Annotated in this window: 14 protein-coding genes; 11 read left to right on the top strand and 3 right to left on the bottom strand. The window is 59.8% G+C overall.

Annotated elements, in window-relative coordinates:
* Positions 1 to 147: 147 nt before the first annotated feature.
* The 4 genes from U5817_RS23045 (at position 148) to U5817_RS23030 (ending at position 3,701) form a co-directional block, all read left to right on the top strand.
* Entirely contained in the window at positions 148 to 762 is a 615-nt protein-coding gene (locus U5817_RS23045) for a tyrosine-type recombinase/integrase (protein WP_407278966.1), read from the top strand.
* 285 nt (positions 763 to 1,047) lie between these two features.
* Positions 1,048 to 1,656, top strand: a complete 609-nt coding sequence (locus U5817_RS23040) for a toll/interleukin-1 receptor domain-containing protein (RefSeq protein ID WP_407278965.1) — start codon at positions 1,048 to 1,050, stop codon at positions 1,654 to 1,656.
* A gap of 138 nt (positions 1,657 to 1,794) precedes the next feature.
* The gene (locus tag U5817_RS23035; protein WP_407278964.1) at positions 1,795 to 3,219 is read left to right on the top strand and encodes an SIR2 family protein; all 1,425 of its coding nucleotides are present in this window, start codon (positions 1,795 to 1,797) and stop codon (positions 3,217 to 3,219) included.
* Complete coding sequence (locus tag U5817_RS23030) at positions 3,216 to 3,701, top strand: TIR domain-containing protein (RefSeq protein ID WP_407278963.1); 486 nt, start codon at positions 3,216 to 3,218, stop codon at positions 3,699 to 3,701. The genes U5817_RS23035 and U5817_RS23030 overlap by 4 nt, the downstream gene beginning before the upstream one ends.
* A gap of 272 nt (positions 3,702 to 3,973) precedes the next feature.
* Here the strand turns inward: U5817_RS23030 and istB are convergent, their stop codons facing one another.
* Both istB and istA read right to left on the bottom strand, forming a co-directional pair.
* Positions 3,974 to 4,798, bottom strand: coding sequence for an IS21-like element helper ATPase IstB (gene istB / locus U5817_RS23025; RefSeq protein ID WP_407281012.1), 825 nt, complete (start codon positions 4,796 to 4,798; stop codon positions 3,974 to 3,976).
* On the bottom strand, positions 4,788 to 6,281 hold the full coding sequence (istA, locus tag U5817_RS23020; protein ID WP_407278191.1) for an IS21 family transposase: 1,494 nt from the start codon (positions 6,279 to 6,281) through the stop codon (positions 4,788 to 4,790). The genes istB and istA overlap by 11 nt, the downstream gene beginning before the upstream one ends.
* A gap of 377 nt (positions 6,282 to 6,658) precedes the next feature.
* Between istA and U5817_RS23015 the strand changes: the two genes are divergently transcribed.
* The 4 genes from U5817_RS23015 to U5817_RS23000 all read left to right on the top strand — a co-directional run bounded on the left by U5817_RS23015 (position 6,659) and on the right by U5817_RS23000 (position 9,141).
* On the top strand, positions 6,659 to 6,979 hold the full coding sequence (locus tag U5817_RS23015) for a hypothetical protein (RefSeq protein WP_407278962.1): 321 nt from the start codon (positions 6,659 to 6,661) through the stop codon (positions 6,977 to 6,979).
* Between the two features lie 221 nt (positions 6,980 to 7,200).
* A complete protein-coding gene (locus U5817_RS23010; RefSeq protein ID WP_407278961.1) occupies positions 7,201 to 7,488 on the top strand; it encodes a hypothetical protein in 288 nt (95 codons plus the stop codon).
* Between the two features lie 228 nt (positions 7,489 to 7,716).
* Entirely contained in the window at positions 7,717 to 8,853 is a 1,137-nt protein-coding gene (locus U5817_RS23005) for a hypothetical protein (RefSeq protein WP_407278960.1), read from the top strand.
* Positions 8,854 to 8,916: 63 nt separating this feature from the next.
* Positions 8,917 to 9,141 (top strand): hypothetical protein, encoded by a 225-nt coding sequence (locus tag U5817_RS23000; protein ID WP_407278959.1) that lies wholly within the window; start codon positions 8,917 to 8,919, stop codon positions 9,139 to 9,141.
* A 291-nt stretch (positions 9,142 to 9,432) separates the two neighbouring features.
* Here the strand turns inward: U5817_RS23000 and U5817_RS22995 are convergent, their stop codons facing one another.
* The gene (locus tag U5817_RS22995; protein WP_407278958.1) at positions 9,433 to 11,004 is read right to left on the bottom strand and encodes a hypothetical protein; all 1,572 of its coding nucleotides are present in this window, start codon (positions 11,002 to 11,004) and stop codon (positions 9,433 to 9,435) included.
* 370 nt (positions 11,005 to 11,374) lie between these two features.
* Here U5817_RS22995 and U5817_RS22990 point away from each other — a divergent pair, with 370 nt between their 5' ends.
* The 3 genes from U5817_RS22990 (at position 11,375) to U5817_RS22980 (ending at position 12,840) form a co-directional block, all read left to right on the top strand.
* Positions 11,375 to 11,692 (top strand): DUF5710 domain-containing protein, encoded by a 318-nt coding sequence (locus U5817_RS22990; protein ID WP_407278957.1) that lies wholly within the window; start codon positions 11,375 to 11,377, stop codon positions 11,690 to 11,692.
* Positions 11,693 to 11,702: 10 nt separating this feature from the next.
* On the top strand, positions 11,703 to 12,314 hold the full coding sequence (locus U5817_RS22985; RefSeq protein ID WP_407278956.1) for a PolC-type DNA polymerase III: 612 nt from the start codon (positions 11,703 to 11,705) through the stop codon (positions 12,312 to 12,314).
* 127 nt (positions 12,315 to 12,441) lie between these two features.
* Positions 12,442 to 12,840 carry an FKBP-type peptidyl-prolyl cis-trans isomerase gene (locus tag U5817_RS22980; RefSeq protein WP_169126349.1) on the top strand — a complete coding sequence of 133 codons (399 nt, stop codon included), beginning with the start codon at positions 12,442 to 12,444 and terminating at the stop codon, positions 12,838 to 12,840.
* The last annotated feature ends 120 nt before the right edge of the window (positions 12,841 to 12,960 follow it).

Below are 12,960 nucleotides of genomic sequence, written 5' to 3'. Positions count from 1 at the left end.
GGGACACATTTTGTCCTCCAACGACCGCTGTGGGGAGCAGGTACGTGGGTCCGCTCGTGGCCGGAACGAGTTCGCCCGCCTTCCCAGAAGCTGCCGGCCGCTTCCCGGCGAACAATCAGACTCCGATCAACAGCTAAGGAGTCTGGCATGGAATCCTACGAACATCGAGAACCCTGGAACAAGGGAAAGCTGGTGGGTCAGAAGGCGCCGCTCAAGCCCAACGATATCTGGGCGATCCGCATCCACCTTCAGAATGCCCATCAGGTACGGGATCTGGCGCTGTTCAATCTGGCCATCGATAGCAAGCTGCGCGGATGCGACCTCGTCGCCCTCCGCGTGCGAGACGTGACACACGGCAGCCAAGTGCTGTCGCGCACCGCGGTCGTCCAGAGAAAGACGCAACGGCCCGTTCAGTTCGAACTGACCGAGCCGACGCGAACGACGGTGGCGACATGGATCGACAAGGCAAAGCTGAAGCCGGAGGACTTCCTCTTTCCAAGCCGACTGCACCGCTCGCCGCACGTATCCACCCGGCAGTACGCGAGGATCGTGGAGCAATGGGTGATTGCGGCCGGTCTGGATCCAGCGGCCTACGGCACGCATTCTATGCGGCGAACGAAGGCGACCCTGATCTACAAGCGGACCAAGAATCTGAGGGCCGTTCAGATCCTACTGGGTCATTCCAAGCTCGAGTCGACCGTCCGTTACCTGGGCATCGAGGTCGATGATGCTTTGGAGATCTCTGAGCAGATCGAGATCTGAGCGCGGTTCGGCCGCTCGCGGCAACGGGTCAGGTGCCGAGCGGCCGCTTGCCGGAGCGGTTCCGGAGAGTTGTGTCGGCCAATAAGGCGACGGTCGACGTCACGCCACATACCGGCATTGAGGCGCACCGAGACATTCTTACTCGCTTGCCGGCACATCGCCACGCATATGTGATATGCCATCTGGGGCAGTAGCGCGTGTAATATTCCATCTCAAAGAGCGCATACGAAAACGGTGCAATCGAGGCCGAGCGGTCTGGGCCCAACCATCGACCTAGGAGGAAGCTTGGCTACGTACTTCACCAAGAGCGAAGCGCGCACTGCTGCACGCACGGCCACCATCGCAAAGTCTCAGGTCGTCAAGGCATCCGCGCAGATCCTGAAGGAGGACCGCCAGGCGACTAGGGACAGCGAGTCCTTTGACGTCTTCCTTTCCCACTCGATTACGGACGCCGATCTGGTGCTGGGCGTCAAGCGTTTGCTGGAAGCGCGCGGCTTAAAGGTCTACGTGGACTGGGACACGGATACACAGCTCGATCGCAGCACTGTTAGTTCCGAGACGGCGGAATTACTGCGACGCCGGATGAGGCAGTCGGCCTCGTTGATCTACTTGGCAACCGAGGCGGCGTCTACTTCCAAGTGGATGCCGTGGGAGCTCGGCTACTTCGACGGACTGCGTAGTGGCCAGGTAGCGGTCATGCCTTTGATGGATAACGAGAACGACAAGTTCTCGGGTCAGGAGTACCTAGGGCTTTATCCCAAGATCACTAAAGACACGTACCAAAACACGACGAAGAAGGATGTGTTCGTTGAGGGACAAGGCCGCTGGACAACGCTGCGTGAATTCAACGCCGGCAAGCCGAGCTGGAGAGCCTACGCTACTTCCGCCAAGTGAGAAGTGGGTTGCCAGCATTGGGAGGATGGGCGATTAGCGCTCGCGTGGCAAAGGCACCTGTGCCCGCGCAGACCACATAGCCGGTACATGATCCGATCACCTCGAATAGCAATAACCTAACCACAGAGTCAAGCACCGATGACCCCCAAACATGAGATTGATGCGTTCATCAAGGATTTCGTGAAGGACCTGGAGCAGGGCACCGCGGCGGTATTTGCCGGCGCCGGGATGTCGAAGAGCTCCGGGTTTGTCGACTGGCCTGAGCTGATGCGGGACATCGCGGCGGAGCTCGGGCTAAAAGTCGAACTCGAGCACGACCTTATCTCGGTAGCCCAATTTCACTTCAACCGCCGCAAGACGAGCGACGGCTTGGCCAAGAAGATCCTCGAGGAGTTCTCCGGCCACGCGGAACCGTCGCCCGTCCACGAGGTCTTGGCGCGCTTGCCCATCCATACCTACTGGACAACCAACTACGACACCCTAATTGAGGATGCGCTACGCAAGGCCTATCGCGTGCCCGACGTCAAGTTCGACGTAGAGCACCTCACGACCACCAAGCCCAAGCGGGACGCTGTGGTCTACAAGATGCACGGTGACGTTTCTTTCCCGAATTCCGCGATTCTGTACAAGGAGCAATACGAGAAGTACCACAATACGCACGCGCCATTCATCACGGCACTCGGCGGCGATCTGGTCTCTAAGACGTTCCTCTTCATTGGCTTTAGCTTCACCGACCCCAACCTGGACTACGTGCTTAGCAGGCTTCATGTCTTCGGAGGCAAGAAGCGGACGCACTACTGTTTCATGAGAGAGGTCCAGAAGGAGGCAGGAGACGACGACGAACTCTTCATGTACAAGCGAAGGAAGCAGGACCTTCGCATCGACGATCTGAAGCGGTTCGGCATCCAGACGCTACTGGTTGATGACTACCGCGATATTCCGGAGATCCTGCAGCACATAGAAAGCCGGTTTCGCAAGAAGACCATCTTCGTGTCGGGAAGCGCCGAAGAGTATGGCGAATGGGACCGCCAGGAAGCTCTGAACTTTGTGCACGCGCTGGCCGCCGAGAGTGTCAAAGCCAACCTGCGCGTGGTCAACGGGTTCGGGTGGGGGATAGGCAGCGCGGTCATCAATGGCGCGCTGGAGGCGATTTACGGCAACCCGCAGAAGTACTCCGAGGATCAACTCGTGGTCAGGCCGTTTCCGCAGCATGGCGATAACCTTCCGATGCTCTGGGAGCAGTACCGGCAACGCATGGTCTCACTTGCCGGCATTGCGGTTTTCGTTTTTGGTAATAAGCGCGTCAACGGTGACGTGGTGGACGCGTCAGGTGTGCGTCGAGAGTTCGAGATCGCCATCGAGCATGGCCTGGTGCCGGTCCCAATTGCCGCTAGCGGCTACATGGCGAAGGCGCTTTGGGATGAAGTGCTTGCAGACCCTGCCAAATACTATTCCGGCATGGACTGGATCGTGCCCCTCATTAAAGCCCTGGATACACGTCTGCCGAATGACACTAATTTGGTCTCGCGCATCATAAAAATCATAAAGGATCTGAACAAATGAACAGCATAAAGCGCAAAGTCTTCTACAGCTTCCATTTCGACAACGATGTGTTCCGCGTACAACAGGTGCGCAACATGGGTGTTATCGAGGGTAACGAGCCAGCCACTCCGAACAACTGGGAGCAGATCAGGCGCACGCCCGGTGGGGTAGAGCGATGGATTAACGACAATATGCAAGGAAAGACCTGCGCCATAGTGCTCATCGGCATGGAGACTGCGCAAAGACCGTGGGTGCAGTATGAGATCAAGAAGGCTTGGGAGGATGGCAAGGGGCTCTTCGGCATCAATGTGCACAACTTGAAATGCCCGAGAACGGGGATTTGCCGGAAGGGCCCCAACCCGTTCGACGGCATCAAGTTCACCAAGGCAAATGGGCAGATCTACGTTCCTAGAACGTACGACCCCTCCGCATCAGACGCGTACGGTGATATCAACAGAAACTTGTCGACGTGGATTGAACGAGCAATTGCGGACGCCATGTGAGCAATCCCCCTCTAACCGCTCGCGAGCGATCCTTCAAGCGAGCCTAGGCCGCCGGAACCAGCCCTATGAGCTTGGCGGTTTCCACGATGCTGTACATCGCGATGCCTGCTTGTCCGCGCGCGTTGAATTTTGACCCCCCGTGTGCACCGAATTCTGACCCCGGGGGTTTAGCCGTTCATCATTGATTGGCTGGAGTGAAGTGTAGTCGTATCGACCGAGGGGGAGGAAGCGGCGAAGGGCGTAGCCCGCAGCCGCTTCCTCCCCCTCGGGGCTCAGAATGGCGCGTCCGGCTCCGCGGTCACATCCAGGGACTCGACGGGCCGCGCCGCTCGGCTCACCTCGCGCGCCCGGACGCGCGCCTTGGCCGTCTGACTGCTTTGCTGGAAACGGAAGGATTCGTTGCCCGTTTCCACGATGTGGCAGTGGTGCGTGAGACGGTCGAGCAGCGCAGTGGTCATCTTCGCGTCGCCGAACACGGCGGGCCATTCGGCAAAGGTCAGGTTCGTCGTGATGATCACGCTGGTGCGCTCGTAGAGCTTGGAGATCAGGTGGAAGAGCAAGGCTCCCCCGGCCTGGCTGAAGGGTAGATAGCCCAGTTCGTCGAGGATCACGAGATCGACGTGCATCAGCGCGTGCGCGAGCCGCCCCTGTTTGCCTGCGGCCTTCTCCAGTTCCAGACTGTTGGCGAGCTCGACGGTGGAGAAGAAGCGTACCCGCTTGCCGTGCTCAGTGATCGCCTTGACGCCCAGTGCGGTCGCCAGATGAGTCTTGCCGGTCCCGGTGCCGCCGATGAACACGACGTTGGCGGCGGCATCGGTGAAGGCGGCGGTGGCGAGTTCATCGATCAACTTCGCATCGACTTTCGACTTGCCGAAGTCGAAGCCGGACAGATCGCGGTGCATGGGGAAACGCGCCGCCCCCATCTGATAGCGGATTGAACGCACATGCCGGTCGGTGACCTCGGCCTCGAGCAGACACTGAATGAGCCAGCCGGCGCTCTGGATGCCGACCCCGCCTTCCGCGAGCAATTCATCGTAACGCTGGGCCATGCCGTGCAGACGCAGCGATTTCAGTTCGGCGACAATCTCACGCATGATCGTTCTCCGCGTGCAGACGGTCATAGCGGCCGGCGTCGGCAAGCGGTGCCTCGGTCACCGCGAGTACCGTGTCGAGTGGTGTCGGTGGGGGCGCCTGGCGCAGGCGGGCGAGCACATTCTTGACGTGCTCCGCGCTGGGCGTGCCGGATTCGAGGATCAGTTCGACCGCCACCAGCACGTTCTCCAGGCCGTGTCGGGGGACGTGCGCCAGAATGTCGGCCATCAGCCGATCGCCGCCCGGGCGTTTGACGAGCAGCGCCCGCAGTCGCTGTAGCGGCGCCGGCAAGCCCTCGAAGGGCGCACCGTTACGCAAGGCACCCGGCTTGCGTTCGAGCAGCGGCAGGTAGTGCTGCCAGTCGTAGATGACCTGGCCGCGCTCGAAGCTGCGCGCATGGGTGGCGACCAGGCCGTCCTCGGCATGGATCTCGATCCGCTCGGGGTACAGCCGCAGGCTCACCTTCTGGTTGGCGAAGGCGCACGGGACCGAGTAGCGATTGCGCTCGTTCGTCACGAGACTGGTACTGGACACCGGCACGATCGCCTCCACGTAGCCATCGAAGCTCGGCACCATTGGCATCAAGGCATCGCGCTCAAGCGTGAGGGCGTCGGCGATGGTGAGGTGCTCGGCGTCCGGGTACGCCAGTTCCGACCACAGCGCCTGGCAGCGCACCTCGAGCCAGGCGTTCAGTTCGGTGAAGCTGCCGAAGCGCCGTTGCAGCGCCTCCTGCCACAGGCGCCGCCGGCTGTCCTGCACGTTCTTCTCGACGACCCCTTTCTCCCAGCCGCTGGCGACGTTGCAGAAGTCCGGATCGAACAGGTAGTGCGACGCCATCGCCGCGAACCGCGTATTGACGATGCGCCGCTTGCCCACGCCAACCTTATCGACGGCGGTCTTCATGTTGTCGTAGATGCCGCGTCGGGGAATGCCGCCGAACACCCGGAACGCACGCGTGTGCGCATCGAACAGCATCTCATGGCTCTGCGTCGGGTAGGCCGCGAGCATGAAGGCGCGGCTCGCACAGAGCTTCGTGTGCGCGAGCAGCACCTTGCGATGGAAGCCGCCGATCACCAGCGACTCCTCGCTCCAGTCAAACTGGAAGGCCTCGCCGAATTCGAATTTGAGCGGGATGAAGCTCGATTTCGCCGGCTTCCCACCGGCCTCGCGCCAGCGTCGCACGTACTCGCTCACCCGCGAGTAGCTGCCCGTGAAGCCCAACTCCTGCAACTGCCGAAACAGCACCAGCGCCGTGCGCCGCTCCCGCTTCGCCCGGCGGGCGTCCGCCTCGAGCCACTGAACGAGGCGCGTCTCGAAGGGCGCCAGCACCGTCTCCCGCGCCGTTCGCCGGTACTTCGGTTCGGCCCCTTCGCCCGCCCTCAGCCATTGCCGCACCGTGTTGCGCGACAGCCCCGTGCGCCGGCAGATCTCCTTGATCGACAGCCCGTCGCGAAAGTGCAACCGCCGAATCTTGCCCAGCATGTTCATGGTGATCATCTCCTCGAACCCTGCTCAAACATCGAGCAGGCAGGTTAATCACCGGGGTCAATTTTCAGCGCGCATAACCCGCGAAAGGGGGTCAATTTTCAATGCGTAGCAACAGCTTAAAGAATGTTTGATCCAACATTCCATTTTTAGGCCTCATAGCCCCCTTTTGCTCGACATCTCATGAATTACAAATCAATCGAAGAGTTGAACATCATTGACGCGCTGAGACATCTGAACGATGCAAGGCGAATGAATGAGCCTGAGCGAATCCGTATCGCCCGTAATCATCTTCGGAATCAGCTTGACCTCGTTAAAGAAGCAAAGCCAGATCTGTATCAAAGGTATTCCAACCAACTCGAATAGACACGGATCAAAAGATGTTTGAAGACTTCGCCCTCATTGGCGGCGTACTCATCAAGTACGGGATAATGCTATTCTTCGTTGCATTCTCCATCGCACTGCTTCATAGCTTCCTGACCAAGTTGCGTAATGAGCCAGGGACGCTCGCAAAGCTTATCTTCGTCACGCTGACCCCACCTGCAATGGCGATTTCAGTGCCATATTTCATTCTGCACAAAGAAATCGGAACCCCGTTTTGGTTAAATCTAATAGCAGGATTCGCAATCTACGCTTTCGCGACTGATTTCTTGGAGAGGAACGTGAAGGTTCGATTCAAGGATGAAGACACGAATTCGTAGCAATTCTGCGCATGAGGGTCTTGCTCCTCCATCGAGCGGAAATGCACCGGCAGGCTTCGCCCACGCACGTATGTAACTCATATCGAACTTCAGATACTCACATTTTTGTGCATCAGAAAATGACCGACGGAATTACAACCTGCCCTTACTGCAAATGCGCATTGAGCGAGCGTCGTCTGAATGCTCACATATCAAAAAGGTGCCCCAAGGCTCCTTCCGTGATGGAGGAGAAGATTGAGGCAAAAGTTGAGAAATTAACATTAGAAAGGAAGAGGCGCTCGGTATTGGTTCGTTCTCGCCTTGAGCGACTATATCGCGACCTAACAAGCGATACAGCTATTCCAGATGACGTTGAGCTTTCCAAGGTTTTCAAAGCGTTTTACACAATGTATGTATGGGATGGAACTGGAAAGAAAGCACCCTACAGGCCGATTGTTGACGGAGAATCATCGGTCTCTATTCACACAGTAAGCGGGGGGTTGCCGAGTCTTGGAAAGAACTCTAAGTGAATGTCGCGTCTAGCAGGCCGTTGAAAAACTCTTTTCGATTCAATCGGCCGTTTTCAGGGGTGGCTTTACCCTTCCTGCAGGGGAGATCGCCGAACCTGAGGCCTCTGGTGAGATCGGCTTTCTCGACGATCGCGATGTCGATGTCGATGACTTTTTCAACAGCCTGCTAAGCCTTACGTCGCACGTATTAGACCTACAACAGATCATATTTTTAACCAAAAACTGAAAATGACGATTTTCCACCTCGTTCTTGTGGCTCTCACGACGATTGTTGGAGCAACGATCGCACCTGCGTCCGCCATGGAACCGGCCGGTCAGATGGTTTTTTACGATGCTAACAATGGTGGAAACTGCAGTAGTTGCGCGTGGATTGCGGCTGCTGGCGAGATAACGGAGGGAACCGCAGAGCGGTTCGAACGCTTCGTCCAGCAGCGCAACGACAAAGAGTGCCGATTGGTGGTCATGCATTCGCCCGGCGGGTTGCTCACCGAGGGCATTAGACTAGGCTACGCATTGCGTAAGCATGGATGCACCACGACCATTGGACGTACCGTGTCGGCACAGATTAAGGAAGCGCCCCATCTCAAAGATGTAGAGCCGGGCCATTGCTACTCGGCGTGCGCTTATGCTTTCCTCGGTGGCGAGCGCCGTTGGGTGGATGCAACAAGCCGCTATGGAGTGCACCAGCACTTCAACGCAGATGCCGTTGTGGCACCCCTTGCCAAAACACTCAGTTCGTTGGACCTATCGACGAGTCAGTTCCTAACCGGGTTACTGGTCGCCTATGTGATCGAAATGGACGTGAATCCGCTGCTCGTGACCGTTGCAGCGATGACTGCCCCTCACGAAGATATTGCTGTTCTGGATCGTAATGCTCTTGAGGCAATGCGAGTTGTTACTAACATTACCCCTCCCATGGCTGAGTGGGCTCTCGTGCCAATCGCAAATGGCCTAGTCGCGCAGGTTGAGCAGATACAAGATGATTCCGGCGCAATTCAAAGGGCCCGTGTGCTATGCACAAGCGGACAGCCAACCAAGCGCTTCCTCGAAATCATCGTGCCTGTTGGTCAATTCGCAGGACAGATAGACCACGAACTTAAGATTGGACGCGGCGCCGTGGTATTGCGCAGTGATACCACCCTTGAGGTCACTAATTACAGCGCTGAAATTGTAGGCCAAGAAAAGAAGTCACTTATGATCCTTCGGTTAGCCTTGAGCGACGACGCATTGAAGCAGCTATTGAGAGAGAAAAAAATTTCCTGGGCGCGGGACGCATCGAGAGTGTCTCAAAAGTTCTTTCGAGGCTGGTTTTCGCTACAGAAGGCAGGAACGATGAGCCCGTTTGCATTCAAGCACTGCATCTAATTACAGGACAGCGCTGCGACATAGGGTGGTTCAAATACATTTGCCACCCTACGCGGAACTGGATTGAACGACCGCTTCGCGATGGGGCGTATGGCTGCATTGGGTCGTCAGCAGACCTTGGTTGGGTATGGCGACGAGGCCGAGGTGTTGAGGCGCCGCACAGGCAGAAAAGCGCTCGCCGCGCCGAGCGTTTCGGTTGGCATTGGTGCGAAAGGTTGTGTTATAAAACATATAGATAATGGTTATCGGAATGCGTTTGTGATGCGAGTTTTCGACTTTATTGGGTAAAGTGGGTACGCGTCACGGAGGCGGCCTGCCCGCAGTTTTCGACTTTGGACGTTGAACGTGCTTCGACGCATGAGGCTGAAAGCCTTGCAAATCAACAAGCCCAGTTTTCGACTTTAATTGTCGAGAACAAGTTTGTTCCTGACAATTAAAGTCGAAAACTCGTCATTAAAGTCGAAAACTGGATTGCCTCATGAAAACGCCCGGCTCGTCCGGGCGTTTTCACTTCCGAGTCAGTGGGCCGGGTGATCGGCTGTCGCGGGTCGGCGACGGCATCTCGGCCGCGCTCACAGCCTACGGCGATTCGCGCACGAACACGATGTCCTGCCGGTTGTGGCTGTCAAGGAACAGGCCGTTTTCCTCTTGGGGGAAGGCGACTGGCAGGCCGAGGTCGTTGCTTCTTGTGAACGCCGCGACGAAATCGCCGTCGCTGCCGGCGAGTCCGACGTAGTCGCCGGGGAAGAAGCCGCGTGGACCGGTGATCACCATCTGACGCAGGTCAAATGAGCCCCCGCTTAGCCGTCTGTCGCCGAGGAAGTTCAGTTCCGGCGTGAACAGCGACAGGAACACGTCGGTGCTCAACCGGGTGTCGCCGGGCACGTCGTTGCGGAAGTCGTAGAAGAGCACCCCCACGATCCCCTGGGCATTGACTGAGACGGTCGGCAGGAATGCCTGGACGTCGTCCGGCGTGGCCTGGTTGACGCGCACCGGCGCCGACCAGGTCAGGCCGCCGTCGTCGGAGGCCGCGACGAAGACACCCACCAGCCCCGCGCTGTTGGCATTGCGGTCCTGCCACGCGATGTAGATCTGCCCGCTATCGGGGTTGACTGCGATGCTCGGCAAGCCGCCCGCGTCGCGCACCGGAATGCCGAGTTCGGGATCGACCGCTGACGCGCTCTCGAACGGCGCGACCAGGGTATCCAGGCGTGTCCAGTGCCGGCCCCGATCGGTCGAGCGCAGGATCGCCTGCTCATTGGTCACGCGCCCTGTGGCGTCGTCGAATTTTAAGCGGAAGAATGCGTTCACCAGGGTTCCGTCGGGCAGGACGACGATCTGTGCGCCTTGACGGAATATGGTCTTGTCGGAGCTCGCAACGCCCGAGCCCATCGTCGCGATCGGCGCGGGCTTGGACCAGGTGAGTCCGCCGTCCGTCGAGCGTGCGAACACGAGCGACGTGATCCCGGTGCGGAACAAGGTCCAGGTCGCGTAGACGAGCCGTTCGTCGAACGGATCGGCGGTGAGGGTGTTCTTGTCGTGGAACAGCGAACGCGCGACCGGATCCTGTGCGGGCATGCGCGCAATCACCACCGGTGCCGACCAGGTGTTGCCGCCGTCGGTCGAGCGCGCGGTGACCATCGCGTTCTCGTTGACCGACCTGTCGGTCACCAGCGCCATGTAATGCGCCGTGCCGGTCGGGCCGAAGCTGATCCACGGATCCGAGCCGCGCTCGTAGTCGCCCGCAGAGCGCTGCGCGGCGCCGGAGCAGCGCGTGAACGGGATTGTCACCCGGGTCCATGACACGCCGCCGTCGGTCGTGTACGCCGCCCCCAGGCTTTGTGCGCCACCTGAGCTCCAGCGGTCCTGGTGCCACCCGGCAATCATGTTCGCCGGATTGAGCGGGTTGACCGCGAGATGCGGCTCACTCTCGCTATTGCGATAGAGGACACCGAACTGCGGCGCGCCGTTGCACTGCGTCACCGCGAGCGGATCGTTCGGATTGCCGCCGTCCGGGTTGGAACTGAAGCCGCTGATCGGCGTTTGTGCGAGCGTCGCACCGGACCATATGCCGGTTGCCAGTAGCGCCATGCCGAGGGTCGCCGCTCGCACGACTGCCGATCCGGTCGAGCGTGATTGCGTGTGAAACATGATCGCACTCCTTCCTGTCGTGGTCACGTCCCAGCCTTTGCGACGAGTCGCGCGCATCGAGCGGGACCGATGTCCACAAGCATTGGTCTCCCCTTCAGGCTGAATAGATGCGATTCGAGGTCGAGTCAACCCGGGAGCCGCGCTTCTGTCCCAGGTTGATTCCTGATCGGCGAACCCCCGGCCGATCGAGATCCGGGAGGCTCGTGTCTCCGATCCGTGCCGGTCGTTGCCAGTACGCGCTGGTCCACGGTATCGGTGGTGCTCGGCAGTTGCAGTGCGACTTCGGGGAGGGCACGGGGGAACTGCAGCGCGCTGGTCCGCGGTAACGCAACATATAATGCCTGCCCGTACCCCTCGTCATCGGAGCAACATGAGGCTGAACCTGAAGGTCCCCTTTGCGGAGAAGGACCAGGCCAAGAAGCTTGGGGCGCGGTGGGATGCCGGGCGAAAGATCTGGTACGTCGAGGGCAAGGACGATCTGGCGCCGTTTGCAAGGTGGTCACCGACGCCTCACGATGCTTCTGCCGGCGACGTGCGAACGCAGAAGGGGGCTTCGGGCAGGAATCAGGACTCGTCCGGCACGGTCCAGGTCGGCAGCAAATACGTCGAGCATCCGCGGGTGTGCGATTGCCTCCCGTGGGAGGTGTGCGACAACTGCCGGGCCACGGCCTTCGGAAGCCGGGTTTAGGGGTGAGGTGATGGAAGTCGTCGCAGTCATCGACTTTGAAACGACGGGTCTGTCGCCTGCGCAGGGGGATCGTGCAACGGAAGTTGCGGCGGTGATCCTGGAGGACGGCAAGGTCGTCGATCGCTACCAGAGCCTGATGAATACAGGCGTCCGGATTCCGCCCTTCATCGAATCCCTGACTGGGATCTCCAACGAGATGGTTCGGCGTGCGCCGCCGGCGGCCCAGGTCATGCAGGACGTGTCGGACTTTGTCGGCGACCGTCCCTTGGTGGCCCACAACGCTTCCTTCGACAGCAAGTTCTGGGATGCCGAGCTGGCACGCATCGAGCGAAGCAGGCGGCAGGAGTTCGTCTGCTCCTTGTTGCTGTCGCGCCGGATCTTCCCGCTGGCGCCGAGCCACAAGCTGGGGGCGCTGGTCGAGTATGCGAATCTGCCGGTGGCAGGCCGCTACCACCGGGCCTTGGCCGATGCGGAAATGGCGGCCAGTCTGTTGCTGTGCCTGGAGGGGGAGCTGCGTGAGCGGCACCAGGTGAGTGAGGTGTCCGTCGAGCTGCTGCGCAGGATTCAACGCGTGCCCAAGGGGCAGTTGAAGAAGTGTATCGCTCGCGAGCTGAGTCGCTGACGCGGTCGCGGCGAAAGCATCGTTTTCGACCAGAGTTGCCGGGACATCGACAGCGGGAGCTCCGCCGTCGGTGTCGAATTTTCCACTTTGATCGGCTGGAATCGCCAGCCGGGATGGGAGCCACGTGATGCGTCTGTTTTCCGCACTTGTACTTGCCTGTTTCTCGATTGCCGCCCACGCGGCCGGTCCGACGGAAACCCTGCCGTCCGGGGTGACTGTGGAGCGCTACCGCGAAGGCGCCGGCGCGTCGCCGACGCTGACGGATGTGGTGCGCGTCCACTACCAGGGCACGCTCACGAACGGTCGCGAGTTCGACAGTTCCTACAGCCGCGGGCAACCGGCCGAGTTTCCGGTGAATGGCGTCATTCCGTGCTGGACCGAGGTGCTGCAGCGCATGAAGCCGGGCGAGGCGGTGCGCATCTCCTGCCCGCCGCAGACCGCCTACGGACAGCGCGGCATTCCGGGCACGATCCCGCCCAACAGCACCCTGAACTTCGCCGTCGAGCTGCTGGAGGTGAAGCGCTAGGCGGGCGGCTGCGGCACATTGGTGCCGCGCTGTAACCTTTCGCCCGCGCACTTCATCCAATCGGCAGCAAGCGGAGGGGCGCGCCGCATCCCGCGTGACGATGGCTCCTCCCGGCCGAGG

The sequence above is a fragment of the Aromatoleum evansii genome, from assembly GCF_045689615.1.
In the GTDB taxonomy this organism is placed as follows: Bacteria; Pseudomonadota; Gammaproteobacteria; order Burkholderiales; family Rhodocyclaceae; genus Aromatoleum; species Aromatoleum evansii.
This window is presented reverse-complemented; position numbering and strand designations above follow the sequence as displayed.

Coding starts and splice junctions, on each gene's coding strand:
- U5817_RS23035 (WP_407278964.1), top strand. CDS start 1,795: ATGACCCCCAAACATGAGATTGATGCGTTCATCAAGGATTTCGTGAAG.
- U5817_RS23005 (WP_407278960.1), top strand. CDS start 7,717: ATGACGATTTTCCACCTCGTTCTTGTGGCTCTCACGACGATTGTTGGA.
- U5817_RS22985 (WP_407278956.1), top strand. CDS start 11,703: ATGGAAGTCGTCGCAGTCATCGACTTTGAAACGACGGGTCTGTCGCCT.
- U5817_RS23010 (WP_407278961.1), top strand. CDS start 7,201: ATGGAGGAGAAGATTGAGGCAAAAGTTGAGAAATTAACATTAGAAAGG.
- U5817_RS23045 (WP_407278966.1), top strand. CDS start 148: ATGGAATCCTACGAACATCGAGAACCCTGGAACAAGGGAAAGCTGGTG.
- istA (WP_407278191.1), bottom strand. CDS start 6,281: ATGAACATGCTGGGCAAGATTCGGCGGTTGCACTTTCGCGACGGGCTG.
- U5817_RS22995 (WP_407278958.1), bottom strand. CDS start 11,004: ATGTTTCACACGCAATCACGCTCGACCGGATCGGCAGTCGTGCGAGCG.
- U5817_RS22990 (WP_407278957.1), top strand. CDS start 11,375: ATGAGGCTGAACCTGAAGGTCCCCTTTGCGGAGAAGGACCAGGCCAAG.
- U5817_RS23015 (WP_407278962.1), top strand. CDS start 6,659: ATGTTTGAAGACTTCGCCCTCATTGGCGGCGTACTCATCAAGTACGGG.
- U5817_RS22980 (WP_169126349.1), top strand. CDS start 12,442: ATGCGTCTGTTTTCCGCACTTGTACTTGCCTGTTTCTCGATTGCCGCC.
- U5817_RS23030 (WP_407278963.1), top strand. CDS start 3,216: ATGAACAGCATAAAGCGCAAAGTCTTCTACAGCTTCCATTTCGACAAC.